This is a genomic window from Rhodococcus phenolicus, from assembly GCF_001646785.1.
Taxonomy (GTDB): Bacteria; Actinomycetota; Actinomycetes; order Mycobacteriales; family Mycobacteriaceae; genus Rhodococcus; species Rhodococcus phenolicus.
Genome location: NZ_LRRH01000086.1, coordinates 121,979 through 139,624, shown reverse-complemented (window position 1 = coordinate 139,624; position 17,646 = coordinate 121,979). Strand labels below are relative to the sequence as shown.

16 protein-coding genes are annotated in these 17,646 nt (G+C 66.6%); 8 read left to right on the top strand and 8 right to left on the bottom strand.

The window, feature by feature from the left end; genetic code table 11:
- Positions 1-17: 17 nt before the first annotated feature.
- From A8G15_RS22595 to A8G15_RS22580, 4 genes are all read left to right on the top strand, one after another.
- Positions 18-1,196 (top strand): acyl-CoA dehydrogenase family protein, encoded by a 1,179-nt coding sequence (locus A8G15_RS22595; protein WP_068164839.1) that lies wholly within the window; start codon positions 18-20, stop codon positions 1,194-1,196.
- Entirely contained in the window at positions 1,193-1,990 is a 798-nt protein-coding gene (locus tag A8G15_RS22590) for a MaoC/PaaZ C-terminal domain-containing protein (RefSeq protein ID WP_068164835.1), read from the top strand. The genes A8G15_RS22595 and A8G15_RS22590 overlap by 4 nt, the downstream gene beginning before the upstream one ends.
- Positions 1,991-2,058: 68 nt before the next feature.
- Complete coding sequence (locus A8G15_RS22585) at positions 2,059-3,417, top strand: MFS transporter (RefSeq protein ID WP_068164833.1); 1,359 nt, start codon at positions 2,059-2,061, stop codon at positions 3,415-3,417.
- A gap of 29 nt (positions 3,418-3,446) precedes the next feature.
- Complete coding sequence (locus tag A8G15_RS22580) at positions 3,447-4,592, top strand: acyl-CoA dehydrogenase family protein (RefSeq protein WP_068164829.1); 1,146 nt, start codon at positions 3,447-3,449, stop codon at positions 4,590-4,592.
- A 64-nt stretch (positions 4,593-4,656) separates the two neighbouring features.
- Here the strand turns inward: A8G15_RS22580 and A8G15_RS22575 are convergent, their stop codons facing one another.
- The gene (locus A8G15_RS22575) at positions 4,657-5,361 is read right to left on the bottom strand and encodes a M23 family metallopeptidase (protein WP_245687962.1); all 705 of its coding nucleotides are present in this window, start codon (positions 5,359-5,361) and stop codon (positions 4,657-4,659) included.
- A gap of 352 nt (positions 5,362-5,713) precedes the next feature.
- Positions 5,714-6,430 (bottom strand): enoyl-CoA hydratase/isomerase family protein, encoded by a 717-nt coding sequence (locus tag A8G15_RS22570; protein ID WP_068164824.1) that lies wholly within the window; start codon positions 6,428-6,430, stop codon positions 5,714-5,716.
- A 138-nt stretch (positions 6,431-6,568) separates the two neighbouring features.
- Here A8G15_RS22570 and A8G15_RS22565 point away from each other — a divergent pair, with 138 nt between their 5' ends.
- The 4 genes from A8G15_RS22565 (at position 6,569) to A8G15_RS22550 (ending at position 11,117) form a co-directional block, all read left to right on the top strand.
- Positions 6,569-8,101: an AMP-binding protein gene (locus A8G15_RS22565; protein WP_068164822.1), complete on the top strand. Its 1,533-nt coding sequence runs from the start codon at positions 6,569-6,571 to the stop codon at positions 8,099-8,101.
- Positions 8,102-8,165: 64 nt separating this feature from the next.
- Positions 8,166-9,347 (top strand): amidohydrolase family protein, encoded by a 1,182-nt coding sequence (locus tag A8G15_RS22560; RefSeq protein WP_068164819.1) that lies wholly within the window; start codon positions 8,166-8,168, stop codon positions 9,345-9,347.
- A complete protein-coding gene (locus tag A8G15_RS22555; protein WP_068164816.1) occupies positions 9,344-10,771 on the top strand; it encodes a FadD3 family acyl-CoA ligase in 1,428 nt (475 codons plus the stop codon). The genes A8G15_RS22560 and A8G15_RS22555 overlap by 4 nt, the downstream gene beginning before the upstream one ends.
- 115 nt (positions 10,772-10,886) lie before the next feature.
- Positions 10,887-11,117, top strand: coding sequence for a DUF3263 domain-containing protein (locus A8G15_RS22550; RefSeq protein WP_082900090.1), 231 nt, complete (start codon positions 10,887-10,889; stop codon positions 11,115-11,117).
- A 63-nt stretch (positions 11,118-11,180) separates the two neighbouring features.
- Here the strand turns inward: A8G15_RS22550 and A8G15_RS22545 are convergent, their stop codons facing one another.
- From A8G15_RS22545 to A8G15_RS22520, 6 genes are all read right to left on the bottom strand, one after another.
- The gene (locus tag A8G15_RS22545) at positions 11,181-11,999 is read right to left on the bottom strand and encodes a mycofactocin-coupled SDR family oxidoreductase (protein ID WP_068164814.1); all 819 of its coding nucleotides are present in this window, start codon (positions 11,997-11,999) and stop codon (positions 11,181-11,183) included.
- Positions 11,996-13,015 (bottom strand): ABC transporter ATP-binding protein, encoded by a 1,020-nt coding sequence (locus A8G15_RS22540; RefSeq protein ID WP_068164812.1) that lies wholly within the window; start codon positions 13,013-13,015, stop codon positions 11,996-11,998. The genes A8G15_RS22545 and A8G15_RS22540 overlap by 4 nt, the downstream gene beginning before the upstream one ends.
- Positions 13,005-13,943, bottom strand: coding sequence for an ABC transporter ATP-binding protein (locus tag A8G15_RS22535; RefSeq protein WP_245687959.1), 939 nt, complete (start codon positions 13,941-13,943; stop codon positions 13,005-13,007). The genes A8G15_RS22540 and A8G15_RS22535 overlap by 11 nt, the downstream gene beginning before the upstream one ends.
- A gap of 101 nt (positions 13,944-14,044) precedes the next feature.
- Complete coding sequence (locus tag A8G15_RS22530) at positions 14,045-15,616, bottom strand: ABC transporter substrate-binding protein (RefSeq protein WP_068164806.1); 1,572 nt, start codon at positions 15,614-15,616, stop codon at positions 14,045-14,047.
- Between the two features lie 79 nt (positions 15,617-15,695).
- Positions 15,696-16,601 (bottom strand): ABC transporter permease, encoded by a 906-nt coding sequence (locus A8G15_RS22525; RefSeq protein WP_211270219.1) that lies wholly within the window; start codon positions 16,599-16,601, stop codon positions 15,696-15,698.
- The gene (locus A8G15_RS22520) at positions 16,598-17,551 is read right to left on the bottom strand and encodes an ABC transporter permease (RefSeq protein WP_068164803.1); all 954 of its coding nucleotides are present in this window, start codon (positions 17,549-17,551) and stop codon (positions 16,598-16,600) included. The genes A8G15_RS22525 and A8G15_RS22520 overlap by 4 nt, the downstream gene beginning before the upstream one ends.
- Positions 17,552-17,646 lie beyond the last annotated feature (95 nt).

The following is a 17,646-nucleotide window of genomic DNA, read 5'->3' as shown; positions in this document are numbered from 1 at the left end:
CCCGACGAAGGACCTCCATGACGAATACGAAGATCACACCCGACCCCCGCGATTTCCTCGCCCTCGAACAGCTTCTCACCGACGAGGAGCGGATGGTCGCGCAGACCGTCCGCCAATTGGTCGACGAGCAGATCAAGCCGAACGTCGGCGAGTGGTTCGAGAACCACGACTTCCCGAAGGAGATGGCCCTCGAGTTCGGCAAGCTCGGCATGCTCGGCATGCACCTCGACGGCTACGGCTGCGCCGGCATGAGCGCCGTCGCCTACGGAACCGCGTGCCTGGAACTCGAGGCGGGAGACAGCGGCGCCCGCAGCTTCGTCTCCGTGCAGGGTTCGCTGGCGATGTTCCCGATCTGGAAGTTCGGATCCGAGGAGCAGAAGCAGGAATGGCTGCCGCGGATGGCCGCCGGCGAAGCCATCGGTTGCTTCGGACTGACCGAACCGGACTCGGGCAGTGATCCGTCCAGCATGCGCACCACTGCCCGCCGCGACGGTGACGACTGGATCCTCAACGGCACCAAGATGTGGATCACCAACGGCAGCCTCGCCGATGTGGCCGTCATCTGGGCGCAGACCGACGAAGGTATCCGCGGGTTCGTCGTCGACACGAAGACCGAAGGCTACCAGGCCCGCAAGATCGAGAAGAAGCTGTCGCTGCGTGCATCGGTCACCGCCGAGATCGTGCTCGACAACGTCCGCCTGCCCGGCACCGCGGTACTGCCCGGTGTCACGGGGATCAAGGGCCCGCTGTCGTGCCTGAACGAAGCACGCTTCGGCATTCTGTTCGGCGCGGTCGGCGCCGCACGCGACTGTTACGAAACGGCCCTGGACTACACGATGAGCCGCACTCAGTTCGGCAAGCCGATCGCCGGGTTCCAGCTCACCCAGGGCAAGCTCGCGGACATGCTGATCCGGGTCAACCGCGCGCATCTGCTGGCCATCCACCTCGGCAAGCTCAAGGACGCCGGCAACCTCGCCCCCGCGCAGATCAGCTTCGGCAAGAAGGACAACGCGGCGCAGGCCCTGCACGTTGCCCGAGAGGCCCGCGGCATGCTCGGCGCCAGCGGAATCACCCTGGAGTACCCGGTGATCCGGCACATGAACAATCTCGAGTCGGTCTACACCTACGAAGGCACCGACGAGGTCCACACCTTGGTGCTCGGCCAGGCCGTCACGAACATCGGAGCGTTCCGGTGAACGCCGTTGCCGCCCTGAAGGGCCACGACCTCGGCACCCGGGTCGTCTCGTACGACGAGTCCGACGCGATCCTGTACGCACTGTGTGTCGAGGCCGGCCCGGACGAACTGCCGCTCGTGTACGAGCGGGATCTGCACGTGCTCCCCACGTTCGGACTCGGACTGGGCCTGTGGGCCGTCGAGGAGGCCGGGACCCTCGGCGCCTACGACCGCCTGAAGTCGCTGCACGCGGCGCAGCAGCTCACCGTGCACGAACCGCTGCCCCGCGGCGGGAAGCTCGAGATGCGTGCCCGCGTCGCGGAGGTCTGGGACAAGGGTTCCGCGGCGACGATCGACATCGCCGTCGAGTGCGAGCAGTTCACCGCGACCTACGCGATCCATCTGCCCGGCTCCGGCGGGTGGGGCGGCGAGCGTGCCCCCTCGTCCCCGCGCGTCGACCTCGACGGGGCCGAGTACGAGGACCGCTACCGGATCGAGCCGAATCTTCCTGCGCTGTACCGGCTCACCGGGGACCTGCACCCGGTGCACATCGACCCGGAGGTGTCCGCGGGCTACGGATTCGACCGGCCCATCCTGCACGGATTGTGCACGCTGGGGATCGCGGCGCGATCGGTCGCGGGTGCCGCCGGCGCGGAACCGTGGGAGCTACGCGAGTTGCGGGCCCGCTTCGCGGCCCCCGTCCTGCCGGACAACACCCTCACCGTCCGCGCTCGGCACACCGGCGACGGCACCGATTTCGACGCACGCATCGACGCCACCGGAGTGCTCTCCGGCGGACACGCCCGATTCCGATAGGCCGGTTTCGGGCACTACCGAAGGAACCTCCCCGCACCACGAGAAGTCCCCTCCGAAAGGGCGCTCCCATGACCACACCATCCGCCTCCACCTTCGGGACCAAGCAGCAGAAACGCGCGTTCCTGGCGAGTCTCGTCGGCACCACCGTCGAGTGGTTCGATTTCTTCATCTACGCCACCGCGGCGACACTCGTATTCTCGAAGATCTTCTTCCCGTCCTTCGACTCCAACGTCGGGACGCTCGCGTCGTTCGCCACCCTCGGCGTCGCCTTCCTCGCACGTCCCGTCGGCGCATTCGTCTTCGGACATTTCGGCGATCGGCTCGGCCGGCGCGCAACGCTGATCACCACCCTCACCGTCATGGGCGTGGCGACCGGCCTGATCGGACTGCTTCCGACGTGGAACCAGATCGGCATCTGGGCACCGATCCTGTTGACTGCCTTGCGCTTCCTCCAGGGTGTTGCGGTCGGCGGCGAATGGGGTGGTGCCGTACTGATGAGTGTCGAGAACGCACCCGCGTCCCGGCGGCGGTTCTACGGATCGGCGCCGCAGATCGCGAGTCCGCTGGCACTGGTTCTCGCGACGGTCGTCATGTACTTCGTCGCACGGCTGCCCGAGGACCAGTTGCTGTCGTGGGGCTGGCGCATTCCGTTCCTGGCCGGTTTCGTCCTCGTCGTGATCGGAATGATCATTCGTCTCGGTGTGGAGGAATCGAGCGAATTCACGGAGGCGAAGCAGACCGGTGAGGTTACGAGCCATCCGATCCTGACGGTGCTCCGGACAATGCCGGGCCGGGTCCTCGCCGGAATCGGGCTGCAGGCCAGCGTGATCGTGCTGTTCTACCTGATCACCACGTACATGCTCACGATGGCCACGAACATCCACGGGTTCACCCGGAGCGACACCCTGATGATCCTGCTGATCGCTGCGGTCGTCGATCTGATCGCGATGGTCGGGGTCGGAATCCTCTGCGACAAGCTGTCCGCCTGGACGGTCTTCATCGGTGGGGTGGTGTTCACTGCGGCGTTCGCCTTCCCGCTCTTCGCGTTGTTCAACACCGGCAACATCGGCCTGATGATCTTCGCGTTCACCGCCGCGCTCGTTCTCGGGCACGCCACCACCTACGCGGTGGTGTCGAGCATGACGGCCGAGCTGTTCCCGACCGCGATCCGCTACAGCGGCGTGGCACTGTGCAGCGCGTTCGCCGGCGTCGCCTGGGCTGCACCGACGCCGCTCGTCGCCGCCGCACTCGTGCCCACGGACGGTTCGCGGCACTGGTGGCCGCTGGCCACGATCCTCGTCGTCACCGCCGTCATCTCGTTCGTGTCGGCTTTTGCCACTCGCAGCCACTTCGGTTCCGGGGCGGCGTCCGCGGGTGACACCCGCGATATCGATGACGTCCCGGTCCCTGTCCGCGACCTGGTCTGATCGAATTCCCTTCCATGACAGGAGAAACAATGACCGGGATGCTCACCGATGAACAGCTCGAGTTCCGATCCGCGGTCCGCGAGTTCTGCCGCCGGGAGTCCGGAACCCGTGAGCAGCGGGAGAAGCTGACGGACGATGGCCGCGAGGGCCACAGCCTCGAGATCAACCGTCGGATCGCCGAACTCGGCTGGGCGGCCATCAACGTCCCCGAGGAGTACGGCGGCGCCGGCGGCAACCACGTGGACTTGTGCGTCCTGCTCCAGGAACTCGCCCGCGGAATGGCACCGGTGCCGTGGCACGGCACGACCCTCATCACCGGCGGTATCTACACGAAGTTCGCGAGCGAGGAGCTGAAGAAGTCCGTTCTCGGCCGCCTGGCAGACGGTGCGGCACTGGCGATCTCGATGTCGGAGCCGGGCGCAGGTTCCGATGTCGCGGCCCTGACCTGCCGTGCCGAGCGCACCGCCGAGGGCTGGATGATCAACGGCCAGAAGACGTGGTGCACCAATGCCCACCTCGCCGACAGCATCCTGCTCGTGGCCCGCACCGAACGCGGCGACAAGAAGCACCAGGGCCTGACCATGTTCCACGTGCCCGCAGGCACCCCGGGGCTGTCGATCAAGAGCATCGACACGATGAACGGAACCGAGGTCAACGACCTGTACTTCACCGACTGCGCACTGCCGGCCGACGCGGTGGTCGGTGAGGTCGGGCAGGGCTGGGCCCAGCTGATGGCAGGTTTGGCGACCGAGCGCTTGATCCTCGCCGCTCAGATGCTAGGCACTGCCGAGCGCGCCTTCGACGACTGCCTGAATTTCATCACCGAACGCACCCAGTTCGGTCAGCCCGTCGGATCGTTCCAGGCCGTCAAGCACCGGCTCGCCGATCTCGCCACCGAGATCGAATGCTCCCGGCTGCTGGTCTACAGCGTCGCGCAGCAGGCGGACGATCCCGCTCGCGCCGGGGACCTGTCCCGGGCGTCGTCGATGGCGAAACTGAAGGCCACCGAGGTCGCCAAGGCGATGTCACTCGAAGGCATGCAGATGATGGGCGGATACGGCTACTCCACCGAATTCGACATGGTGCAGCACGTACGTACGTCGCTCGGAGCCACGATCTACGGCGGCACCAACGAAATTCAACGCGAGATCATCGGCCGATCGTTCGGGCTCTAGACTCGCCGCACACGAAATGCGGGCGGACCCACCGGAGTCCGCCCGCATTTCGTGTATCTGCATCTCAGCCGAGATGCGTGCCCGGGATCGGGATTCCGCGCGCGGCGAGCCACGGCGCGGGGTCGATCTTGGTGCCGTTCGCCTGCCACACCTCGTAGTGCAGGTGCGGTCCGGTGGACTGGCCGCGGTTACCCATGGTGGCGATCTGGTCTCCGGCCCGGACCGGCTGTCCGGCCGAGACGAGCGACTGGTCGACATGGCCGTAGACGCCGATCGTGCCGTCGTCCTGCTGGACCCGGACCCACAGCCCGAAGCCGGACGCCGGGCCGCTCTCGATCACGGTGCCGTTGGTGACGGCCCGGATCGGGGTCCCGATCGCATTGGCGATGTCGATGCCGTTGTGGTTGGTCCCCCAGCGAGGACCGAAACCCGACGTGAAAGTACCGTCGGCAGGGAACACCACTGCCGGACGACGCGCGGCCTCCTCGCGTGCGATGCGTTCCGCTTCCTCACGAGCGTGGCGTTCCGCTTCCTCGCGGGCGAGACGCTCGGCCTCCGCCGCCTGGGCGATACGCTCGGCTTCCCTCTGCGCGGCCTGTCCGAGCTGTTCGGCATATACCGACATGTCGGTGCGGGGAACCGCGAGCACCTGAGGTGCCGCGACGTTTGCGGTCGCCGTCGGGTTCCATCCCGCGACTTCGACCGTCGCAGCCTTGGTGGCCGCGTGTGCCGCGACGGTTCCGGCGCCGAGGAGGGCACCGACGGCCAGCGGGACCGAGAGGAGCCCGCCTGCGAGCCGAACCTTCCGGGATCGGCCGGGGTGGGTCTGATCGTTGCTCGGGTTGTTAGACAAAACAAAATCCTTGTGTCGAACGCTGATCTGATAACGAAAAGATCACGGATTCGTCACAGGCTACAACGAGTCTGCCTATTTACAGCGTGGCGCACTTGACAATGCGCATCACCAATGACCGATTCGCCGGGAAGTCGCCGTCCCGTCGGTCACCTGCACCCGACCCCAGTCACAGGGGTAACACCAGAGGCACTCCGAGAAGTGGTTGAAGTCACAAGTACCCGCCGTCGATTCCGTGACTTTCGTCCCGAATCCGACGGGCACGCGCTCACTTGCCCCGGTTGAGGACCTTGTCTGCAGCGGCCCAGTGTTCGTCCTTCACCCACAGGTGCGCGAACGCCGAGATCGCCTCCTCTGCCGACGCCCCGGCCAGGACCCGCTTGATCTCCCCCGCCGGATCGTTCGCGAGCGCGCGCGCGAGCGAACGCCACCCCTCGTCGAACTCCGAACGCGGCAGCACGCGGTCCACAAGTCCGAGGCGCTCGGCCCCGGATGCATCGAGCACGGTGCCCGAACCGGCGAGCATGAGCGCGCGCCCGCGACCGACCAGCGCCGAGAGCCGCTCGGCGCCGCCCCACGCGGGCATGATCGCGAGGGAGACCTGATTGAAGCCGATCTTGATGTCGTCGGCGGCGATCCGGATGTCCGCGGCCACGGCAACCTCCGCGCCGCCACCGAGTGCGTGACCGTTGAGCGCGGCGACGACCGGCGCGGGGAACGCCGCGATGCGATCGCACACCGTCCGCATCTGCCGCGCCATCTCGGCCGCCTGCTCCACGGTCCGGAGCTTGCTCAGCTCCTTGAGGTCGCCACCCGAGACGAACGCCCGATCGCCACCGCCGCGGATCACCAGGGCCTTCGCACCCTCGGCCTCGTCGAGAGCCTTTTCCAGCTGCTCCATCGTCTCCGGCGCGATCGCGTTGCGCGCCTCCGGCCGGTCGATGGTGATGACCGCCAGGCCCTGTTCAAGCTCGAGATCGACCATGCGCTGCTCTCCGTACTGATATTGGCATTCTGATTTTTGGAGAATAACATCCTCACAAGCGCAACAATCGATCTCATTCAACGCCCGCCGGGCCGGTCAGGCTCGGCGCGGCGCAGTCCCGGGCATTGGAGCTCTCGCATGCGGCATATCCCCACCGAACTGGTCACTCGCTACGAACGGGAGGGATGGTGGACGAACGACACGCTCGGGGACATGCTCGGCCGGGGTCTCGCCGCGGCACCGGACGTCGAGTTCCGGGTGCATTCGGCCGTGCGACCGTGGTCCGGGACCTTCCGGGACGTCGAGCTGGTCGCCCGCCGGCTCGCGGGCGGGCTCCGGGCCCGCGGCGTCGGTGCCGGTGACGTGATCGCCTTCCAGTTGCCGAACTGGATGGAGGCGGCCGCCGTCTTCTGGGCGTCGTCGTTTCTCGGCGCGACCGTGGTTCCGATCGTCCACTTCTACGGGCGCAAGGAAGTCGGCTACATCCTCGAGCAGACGAATCCCAAGGTGTTCATCGCCGTGGAGCAGTTCGGGCGGGCCGAGTTCCAGCCCGATCTGTGCAAGCACGTCCCGATCGTCGGCGTCGTCGGACGCGATTTCGACGACCTCCTGAGCGACGCGCCGATGGAGGGCATCGTCGAGACGGACCCGGACGGAGCCGCACTGATCGCGTTCACCTCCGGGACCACGCGCGCGCCCAAGGGCGTGGTGCACAGCCACCGGACGCTCGGCTGCGAGACGCGGCAGCTGTCGGCCCGCTATCCCGCCGACCGCGGCAAGCAGCTCACCGCCGCCCCGGTCGGCCATTTCATCGGGATGGTCAACGCGTTCCTCATCCCCGTCCTCGACGGTTCGCCCATCAATCTCGCCGACGTGTGGGACCCGGGTCAGGCCCTCGCATTGATGAAGTCGGACGGCCTCACCGTCGGCGGCGGCGCGACGTATTTCGTGACCAGCCTGATCGACCATCCCGACTTCAGCGACGAGCACCTGCCGTTCATGCGGTACGCGGGCCTGGGCGGGTCGTCCGTCCCGGCCACGGTGACCACGCGGCTCGCGAAGATGGGAATCTGCGTCTTCCGCGCGTACGGGAGCAGCGAGCACCCGTCGATCACCAGTTCGCTCTCGACCGCCCCCGAGGACAAGCGCCTGTTCACCGACGGCACCCCGGCGCCGGGAGTGGAGATCCGCCTGGCCGAGGACGGCGAGATCCTCAGCCGCGGACCGGACCTGTGCATCGGCTACACCGACCCCGAACTCACCGCCGCCGCGTTCGACGACGACGGCTGGTACCACACCGGCGACATCGGCGTACTCGACGACGACGGATATCTCACGATCACGGATCGCAAGTCCGACATGATCATTCGCGGTGGCGAGAACATCGCCGCCCTCGAGGTCGAGGAAGTGCTGCTCACGATTCCGGGTGTCGCCGAGGCCGCGGTGGTCGCGGTACCGGACGACCGCCTCGGCGAGCGCGCCGCCGCCGTCCTGCGCCTGCAGGAAGGGGCGGCGATGCCCACGATGGACGACATCCGGGACCACTTCGACCGGTCCGGCCTCGCCAAGCAGAAGTGGCCCGAGCAGTTGCACCGGGTGGAGGACTTTCCGCGCACCGCGAGCGGGAAAGTCCAGAAGTACCTGGTCAGGCAGGGCATCAAGACCTCGTAAGTCAAGGCATTGCCACACCTAAAAAATGAGAATAGGATTCTCATACAAAGAAAGGGAGGATTCCATGGCACCGAAAGAGCTGCCGTACCAGCTGTTCGACGCTGACAATCACCTGTACGAGACCGAGGAGGCCTTGACCAAGTTCCTCCCGGACAAGTACAAGGACGCAATCAAGTACGTGCAGGTCGACGGCCGCACGAAGATCGCGATCCGGGGCCAGATCAGCGATTACATCCCCAATCCCACCTTCGAGGTGGTCGCGCGACCGGGCGCGATGGAGGACTACTTCAAGAACGGCAATCCCGAGGGCAAGAGCAAGCGGGAGATCTTCGGCAAGTCGATGAAGTCGATCCCGGCGTTCCGTGAGCCGGCGGCGCGCCTGGAGCTGATGGACGAGCTCCAGATCGAGCGCACCCTGATGTTCCCGACGCTGGCGAGCCTCGTCGAGGAGCGCATGCGTGACGATCCGGACCTGATCCACGCGGTCGTGCACTCGCTCAACCAGTGGTTGTACGAGACCTGGGGATTCAACTACAAGGACCGCATCTTCACCGTTCCGGTCATCAGTCTCCCGATCGTCGAGAAGGCCATCGAGGAACTCGAATGGTGCGTCGAGCGCGGCGCGAAGGCCATCCTGGTCCGCCCGGCGCCGGTCCCCGGCTTCCGCGGCCCCCGCTCGTTCGCCCTGCCCGAGTTCGACCCGTTCTGGAAGCGCGTCGTCGAGCTCGATGTTCTCGTCACCCAGCACTCCTCGGACAGCGGTTACGCGCGCTACAACCAGGAGTGGGACGGCACCGGTGCCGAGATGCTCCCGTTCGTGACGAACGCGTTCCGGATGGTCAGCGAGTGGCGCCCGATCCAGGACGCGGTCGCTTCGTGGGTGTGCCACGGCGCGCTGTTCCGCTTCCCGGAACTGCGGATCGCGGTCATCGAGAACGGTGCGTCCTGGCTTCCGCACGTGCTGGAAACCCTCAGGGACGTCTACAAGAAGGCACCCGAGGGCTTCGGCATGCAGGATCCGGTCGCGGCCATCAAGCGCAGCATCCACGTCAGCCCGTTCTGGGAAGAGGATTTCAGCAAGCTGACGGCCCTGATCGGCGCCGAGCGCGTGCTGTTCGGTTCCGACTACCCGCACCCGGAGGGTCTGGCCGAGCCGACCACCTACATCGACCACATCCAGCACCTGCCCTTCGAGGATCAGAAGCTGGTCATGGGCGGCAACCTCGCAAGGCTCCTCAAGGTATGACCTTCAGGACCATCCCCGAGATGGTCCTGAGCGTCGGCGACCGCTTCGGTGATGCCGAAGCGGTCGTCGACGGGGACCTCCGGATCACCTTCACCGAGCTCGTCGACAGGGTTCGGCGCGCCGCCGGAGCACTTGCCTCCGCCGGTGTCGACAAGGGCGATCGCGTCGCGATCTGGGCGCCGAACTCGGCGGAATGGATCGTCGCGGCCTTCGGAATCCTCACCGCCGGCGGCGTTCTCGTTCCGGTCAACACCCGGTACAAGGCGCAGGAGGCCGACGACATCATCCGTCGCAGCGGCGCGAAGGTGGTCCTGGTCCAGCACGGGTTCCTCGGCCTGGACTTCCAGGCCCCGGACGACATCCCCGTCATCGATCTGAAGTCCGGATTCCTCTCCAGCGGAGCACCCTTCGAATGCCCGGTGGACGCTGAGGACATCGCGGACATCATGTACACGTCCGGCACCACCGGACGACCCAAGGGCGTCATGATGAACCACGCCCAGACGCTCCGGATGTTCTCGGAGTGGTGCGATCTGGCCGACCTGCGCGAAGGCGACCGATATCTGGTCGTCAACCCGTTCTTCCACATGTTCGGGTACAAAGCGGGTTTGATCGCATCCATGATCCGGGGCGCCACCGTCCTGCCGGTGCCGGTCCTCGACGTCGACGAGGCCCTGGCACTGGTGGAACGGGAAAAGGTCACCATGCTCCCCGGGCCACCCACGCTCTACCAGTCGTTGCTGTCCGCACCGGGAGGCCACGATCTGTCGTCCCTGCGGGCAGCGGTCACCGGCGCCGCCGACATCCCCGTCGAACTGATCCGGCGCATCCGCAACGAACTGCCGTTCGAAACGATCATGACGGGGTACGGGCTCAGCGAAGGGGGCACCGCCACCGCCTCGCGACGTGGTGACAGTTTCGAACAGATCGCGACCACGGTCGGCCTGCCGTGCGACGGCATCGACGTGCGCATCGCGGACGACAACGAGGTCCTCATGCGCGGATACAACGTCATGCAGGGCTATTTCGACGATCCCCGCGCCACCGCCGAAACGATCGACCCGGACGGCTGGCTGCACACCGGCGATCTCGGAGAGATCGACGCCGACGGCCGGCTCCGCATCATCGGCCGTAAGAAGGACATGTTCATCGTCGGCGGATTCAACGCCTATCCCGCCGAGATCGAAGGCTTCCTGCTCGCCCATCCCGCCGTCGACCAGGTGGCGGTGATCGGTGTTCCGGACGAACGGCTGGGACAGGTGGGCAAGGCATTCGTTGTTTCGAAAAACACTGTGGCACCGGAGGATCTGATCTCCTGGAGCCGCGAGCGCATGGCCGGATTCAAGGTTCCGAGGTTCGTCGAGTTCCTCGACGCGCTCCCCCTCAACGCCACCGGCAAGGTGATGAAAGACCAGCTGCGCTGAATCGGCACGTCGCCGAGAACGGAACCGATTCCGGCCGCTGCAGACGTCGGCTGGGCGCGGGTGACCCATCCCCGCGCCCAGCCGAACCCTAACCCCGCGAACGGAGGAACTCGAAGTGACCGACGAAACCGCGATGCTCGCATTCGCTGCGAAATGGCGCCACTGGAACGGCGGGCCCGACGAGGACATCTTCGTCGAGTTCGGGGTCAGCCCCACCGTCTACTTCCACCGTCTGCGTGCGATCCTCACCAGCCCGCGCTGGAGCCAGCTCACCCCGTCCCTCGCGCAGGAACTGCTCGATATCTGCGACCACCGGTTGCGCGGCCCGGAGACCCGCGCCAGCTGAACCCGGCCGGCCGGCTCCCACCGAAGCGGGAGCCGGCCGGCGCTGACTCCGGGCGGGGACCGGTCAGTATTCGGTCACACCTGCGTCGGGTGCGAGTTCGTGCGCGGTGATGTACTTCGACTCGTCGGACGCCAGGAACAGAACGGTGTCGGCGACATCCTCCGGCTGGACGATATCCACCGGCATCATGTTGATCATCATGGCACCGAGCCGGGTATTTCCTTCGAGGGCCTGCGAGATCTGCCCGCCGAGCGCACCGTCGTTCACCATCGGCGTGTTCACGCCCGTGGGATGCACACTGTTGACCCGGATGTGATGCTGGGCGAGCTCGGCGGCGAACGCCTTCGCCATCCCCCGCACCGCGAATTTGCTGGTGGTGTACGGGATTGCGAACGGCTGCACCTTGATTCCCGCTGCCGAGCTGATCAGGACGACCGATCCGCCACCGGCTTCGACGAGGTACGGGGCTCCGGCCATCACCGTGTTCCAGACACCGGTGACATTGGTACCGAGCGTGTCCTCGAAGATCTGCGGAGTCATCTCGTTCCACGGCGCGGCCGAGCAGATCGCCGCGTTCGCGACGATCACGTCCAACCGGCCCAGCTGTCGCACCGCGTCGTCGACGATGCCGCGCAACGCATCCAGGTCGCGCACGTCCACGATCCCGGAGACCACACGGCGCCCGGTCTCCTCCACCAGCCGGACCGTTTCCTCGAGATCCTCGGGTGTGGCCGGCGCGTAGGCGACGTCCCCCACCTTCGCGCACACGTCCACGACGACGACGTCCGCGCCTTCCTCCGCCAGCCGGAGCGCATATGCGCGTCCCTGGCCCCGGGCGGCTCCGGTGATCAACGCGACCTTGCCCGATACCCGTCCGCTCATGCGACCGACACCTTCTCCTCCGAATCCGCCTCGGCGCCGCCGAGCGGATAGTGACACGCGACGAACTGACCCGACCGCACCTCGCGCATCTCCGGTTCCTCGCTCACACAACGATCCTGCACCGCCGGGCACCTGGTCCGGAAGCGGCAACCAGTGGGCGGCGCCAGAGGAGACGGCACGTCCCCTTCCAGCGCCGGTCCTGCGAACGCCTTCTCCGGATCCGTCAACGGCACCGAATCGAGCAGTGCCCGCGTGTACGGGTGCGCAGGGTTGTCGTACACCTCGACCGAGTCCCCGAACTCGCACACCTTTCCGAGGTACATGACCATGACGTTGTCGCTGATCGTGCGCACCACCCCGAGGTCGTGGGCGATGAACACGACGGTCAGGTCGAACTCGGCCTTGAGTTCCTCGATGAGGTTCAGGATCTGAGCCTGCACCGACACGTCCAGGGCGGACACAGGTTCGTCGCAGATGAGCAGGCGCGGATTGAGCGCCAGCGCGCGTCCGATCGCGACGCGCTGCGCCTGGCCGCCGGACAGCTGCCGCGGCAGCATGTCCGCGAAACGGTCGCCGGGCAATCCGACCTGCTCGAGCACCGCCGCCGAAGTCTCGTCCTGCTCGGACTTCGGGGCTCCGGAGACGGCCAGGCCCTCGACGACGATGTCCTTGACACTGCGCCGCGGGTTCAGCGACGCCACCGGGTCCTGGAAGATCATCTGCATGTCGCGCCGGAGCGAGCGCATCTGCTTCTCGCCGGCCTTCTCGATCCAGTCGTCACCGAACCGGATCCTGCCCGCCGTCACCCGGTCGAGCCGCAGCACCGCACGCCCGGTCGTCGACTTGCCGCAACCGGATTCCCCGACGATGCCGAGGGTTTCACCCGGCAGGACGTCGAAGCTGATCTTCGAGACCGCCTGCACCGTCCCCGAGTCGGTCGGGTACTCGACGACCAGATCCTGCACGCTCAGCAGCGCCTGCTCTCCCCGCAGGTGTGCGGTACCACTACCCGCCATGTGATCGACCTCCCGAAAGTGCCGGCGCCGCAGCGGCAACCGGGTTCAGACACGCCACGAGATGATCCGTGCCGACCGACTCCAGACTCAGACCGGAGGTGCTGCACTCGTCGATGCTGTGCGCGCACCGCGGCGCGAAGCGACATCCCGGTTGCGGATCGGTGGGATCCGGCAGCGAACCGCCGATCACCTGCAGCGGCGAGTGCCGGGGGTGGTCGATCGTCGGGGTCGCACCGAGCAGCGCGTGCGTGTAACGGTGCCGCGGCGCTTCGAAGATCTCCCGGGTCGAACCGACTTCCGCGAGCCGGCCGGCGTACATGACCGAGACCCGGTCGGTACGTCCGGCGACCACCGCCAGGTCGTGACTGATGAGCATCATCGACATGCCGCGCTCGCGTTGCACCCTGCGCAGCAGATCGAGGATCTGACGCTGAATCGTCACGTCCAGGGCGGTGGTGGGTTCGTCGGCGATGAGCAGGTCGGGTTCGCACGCGAGCGCGATCGCGATCATCACGCGCTGCCGCATGCCGCCGGACATCTCGTGCGGGTAGTTCCGCAGCCGCCGTTCGGGGTCGGGCACCCCGACCTCCTTCAGGAGGTCGAGTGCCCGCCCGCGAGCCTCCGAACTGCCGATTCCCAGGTGCTTGCGCATGCCTTCGGTGAGCTGACGCTCGACCCGCACCACCGGGTTGAGCGAGCGCCCCGGGTCCTGGAAGACCATCGCGATCTGCTTGCCCCAGACCTCGCGCTTCTCCTTCTTGCTCAATGCGAGAAGGTCGCGGCCCTGGAACGTCACCGCCCCGGACCTGCCGGAGCGCGGTGGCATCAGACCCATGATGGCGCGGGCCATCACGGACTTGCCGGAGCCGGACTCACCGACGATGCCCAGTGCCCGTCCGGCGTCCAGGTCGAGGGACACGTCGTCCACGGCTCGGACGATTCCCCGGGGTGTGCCGATGTAGGCACGGAGATTTCTGACCTCGAGTAGTGGCTGAGTGTTCATGGTGAGCCGGCCCTTCCTGCCGTCGGCTACTTGTTGATCCACATCTCTTCGGGCATGGGCGATCCCAGCGTGTAGAGCTCGACGCCGTGGACGTTCTTCCCGATCGAGACCGCGGGAACTGCGCGGTAGTACCAGATGCCGGGGTTGAGTTCGGCCAGACGCTTCTGCACGATCTCGTACGCGGCGGCACGGTCCTCGGTGGCGGTGGCCTGACGGCCGGCGTCGAGGGCGTCGCTCAGTTCCTTGTCGTTGATGCCGGTGAAGTTGCCGGTCGACGCGGAGTGGAATGCCGTCCACAGGCCGAAGTCCGGGTCCTGGACGATCGCCGAGGTGATCACCATGTCGAAGTCGCGGGCACCTGCGCGCGCGGTCGCGGCCGCGTAGTCGACGACCTCGACGTTCATCTCGACGTTGTCGTACGCGCTGAGCTGAGCCTGGAGTGCCTCACCGAGCGTGCGGCTTTCCGTCGTCGGGTACGACATGAACGTGAACTTGACCGGTTTGCCCTCGGCCGCCAGCTCGTCGAAGAGCTTCTGTGCGGTCTCCTGGTCGTAGTCGTCGAGGGAGATGTCCGCGAAGTACGGCGATCCCTCCTCGAACAGCGTCCGCGGAATCTCACCGGCACCGTTGTAGACGGCGGTGTTGATCGCATCGAGATCGACGGCCATCGACACCGCGCGACGGGCGCGCACGTCGTCGAACGGAGCCCGGCGGGCGTTCATGCCGAGCATCTGTCCGCCACCGGTGGGAGCGACCTCGTACGAGAATCCGGCGGCCTCGACCTTGTTCAGGCTCTCCCAGTTGGTCTCCGATGCGAGATCCGCGCCACCGGTGGTGATGCTGTTGGCTCGCTGGTTTGTGTCGACGACGGTACGGATCGTCAGGCTGTCGAGGTACGGCTTCGGAGCGTCCCAGTAGCCGGGATTGCGCTGCAGTTCGACCGCGTCCTGCCGGGTCCACTTCACGAGCGTGAAGGGTCCGGCACCGATCGGGTTCTCGTCGAACGCCGCCTGGCCCTTCTCGAGCGCTGCCGGAGACGCGATCCAGTTGAGGGCACCGGCGATGATCGCCTGGGCGAAGTGCGGGTTGGGCGCGGTCATCACGACCCGGAGAGTGGCGGGATCGACGATCTGGGTGTCCGCGATCTGCACCGCCTGCCGGATGGTCGTGGATCCGAGCGTCGGATCCTTGAGCCGATCCCAGTTGAACTTCACCGCGGCCGCGTCGAGCGGCGTGCCGTCGCTGAACTTCAGGTCCGGACGCAGTTTCAACGTGAACGACGCACCGGCGTCGGTGGTCGAGAACTCGGTCGCCATCTTGTACCCGATCTCGTGGGTCTCGATGTCGTTGATCATCAGCGCGCCGTACAGCGCGTTGCCCAGCGTGGGCTGATGAGCCCAGGTGTTCGACAGCGCGGCCGGGTCGAGGGACCGGGGCTCGCCGGTCTGCAGGATCCGGGCGACGCCTCCGGAGACGGGCTCGCCGGCATCGGCGGAGCCGCTGTCACCGGCCGAACCACCTCCGCCACAGGCGGTGAGAACCAGCGCCGCGATGCCGATCGCGGCGGCGAACTTGGGAAGACTTGTGTTCCTGAGCAATTCGGAAACCTCTCGGGGCGGGGAGGACAGAACGACGTGCGGGGCGGCAGGAGGGATGTGGGTTGGACCACCCCGCACGTCAGTCGTGCAGTGTTCGGTCGTACTTGGTCCGCAGGTGATCACCGACCTGGTTGAGGGCGAACACGGTGAAGAAGATGACCAGTGCGGGAACGAACACCAGGTGTGGGTAGGTCGCGATCGCGTCCTTGCCGTCGCTGATCATCCCGCCCCAGCTCGGCTGCGGCGGCGGGATCCCGAGACCGAGGAAGCTGAGCGATCCCTCCGCCACGATGAGCGCCGCCATGACGATGGGCAGGAACGCGGCGAGCGGGGCGAGGACGTTCGGCAGAATCTCCTTGAAGAGGATCCTCCCGTGGCCGGCGCCCATGTTCCGTGCCGCCCGGACGAATTCCCGCGACGACCACGCCATGGCGTTCGCCCGCGAGAGCCTGATGAAGGAGGGGATCACCATCAGGGTGAGTCCGAGCAGCATCGTCGGAACGCTCGGCGTCAGGATCGATGCCAGGGCCAGCAGCAGGATCAGAGGCGGGAAGGCGAGCATCGCGTCGGCCACGAGCGTGACGCCGGTGTCGAGCCGTCTTCCGAAATAGCCGGCGAGCAGACCGACCAGCGAACCGATCAGGAATCCGATGAGACCGGCAACGGCACCGACCACCAGCGAGACACGGGCGCCGTAGACGATTCTCGACAGCATCGACCGGCCGAGGGTGTCGGTGCCCAGCAGCAGGTCCAGGGATCCGAGTTGCGGTGTCATGCGCGGCTTTCCGACCGGAGTCGCGTACGACGCCAGCGGCAGCAGGTCTGCGAACACGGCCGCTGCGATCAACACGACCAGCCACACGATCGACAGATACACCAGGATCGATCGGTGCTTCCGCGGCGCCGGGACGACCGGCATCGAACCGTCGGTGCTCCCGTCCTTCCGGGTCTCGGTGACCGCGGCCTCCATCGCCGTCTGGCTCATGCTGCCGCCACCTTCCTGACCCGCGGGTCGATCACTTGGTAACTGAGGTCCACCAGGGTGTTGATGCACACGTAGACCACGGCGATGAACACGACGATCCCTTGGACCATGATCACGTCGCGGGAGGTGATCGACGACGCCACCAGCTGCCCGAGTCCCGGCAGCCCGAACAGGGTTTCGACGATCACCGTGCCGCCGATGAGGCGGCCGAGATTGATGCCGGCGAGGGTGATCAAGGAGAACGACGAGGGTCGCAGCGCGTGCCGGAACATGACGTATTTCGACGACAGGCCCTTCGCGCGGGCGGCAGCGACGAAATCCTCGCGCAGGGTGCCGACGAGATCGGTGCGCAGGAGACGATGGAATGCGGCGATCTCCGTCAAGGCGATCGCGATCGCCGGCAGGAACGCGCTGCGCAGGTTCTCCCCCAGTCCCTCGCTGATCCTGGACCATCCCATCACCGGGAAGATCTGCAACTTGATGGCCAGGAAGTAGATGAGGATCGGGCCGGCGATGAAGGCCGGGACGGACAGGAACACCGCGGAGAGCGCGTTCGTCGAACGGTCCAGCGGGCTACCCGGCCGGGACGCGGAGGCGATGCCCATGAGAATCGACACGACCAGGGCGATGGCCAGCCCCATCACCGCGAGCTGGAGCGTCACGGGCAGGCGTTCGCCGATCGCTTCGGTCACCGATTGCCCGGTCAGCGGCGAGGTTCCGAGATCTCCCTGGAGGGCGTTGCCGAGCCACGTCGCGTACTGCGACCAGAACGGGGCGTCCAGTCCCAGTTCCGCGTTCATGGCAGCCACCGCTTCGGGGGTTGCGTTCTCGCCCAGGATCACCTGGGCAACCGACCCGGGCGCCAGGCTGAGGAGCGCGACCACCGCGATCGTCACCAGGAGTATGACGAGCACGCTGCGACCGACTCGGCTCGCGACAGTGAGAATCATCGAACTCAACTTTCATCGAGAACAGCGCTCGCCGAGTCGAGCAGGCAAGGGCTACAGAGGATTCCGAACAAGAACGGAAATTGTCGTGATTGGAC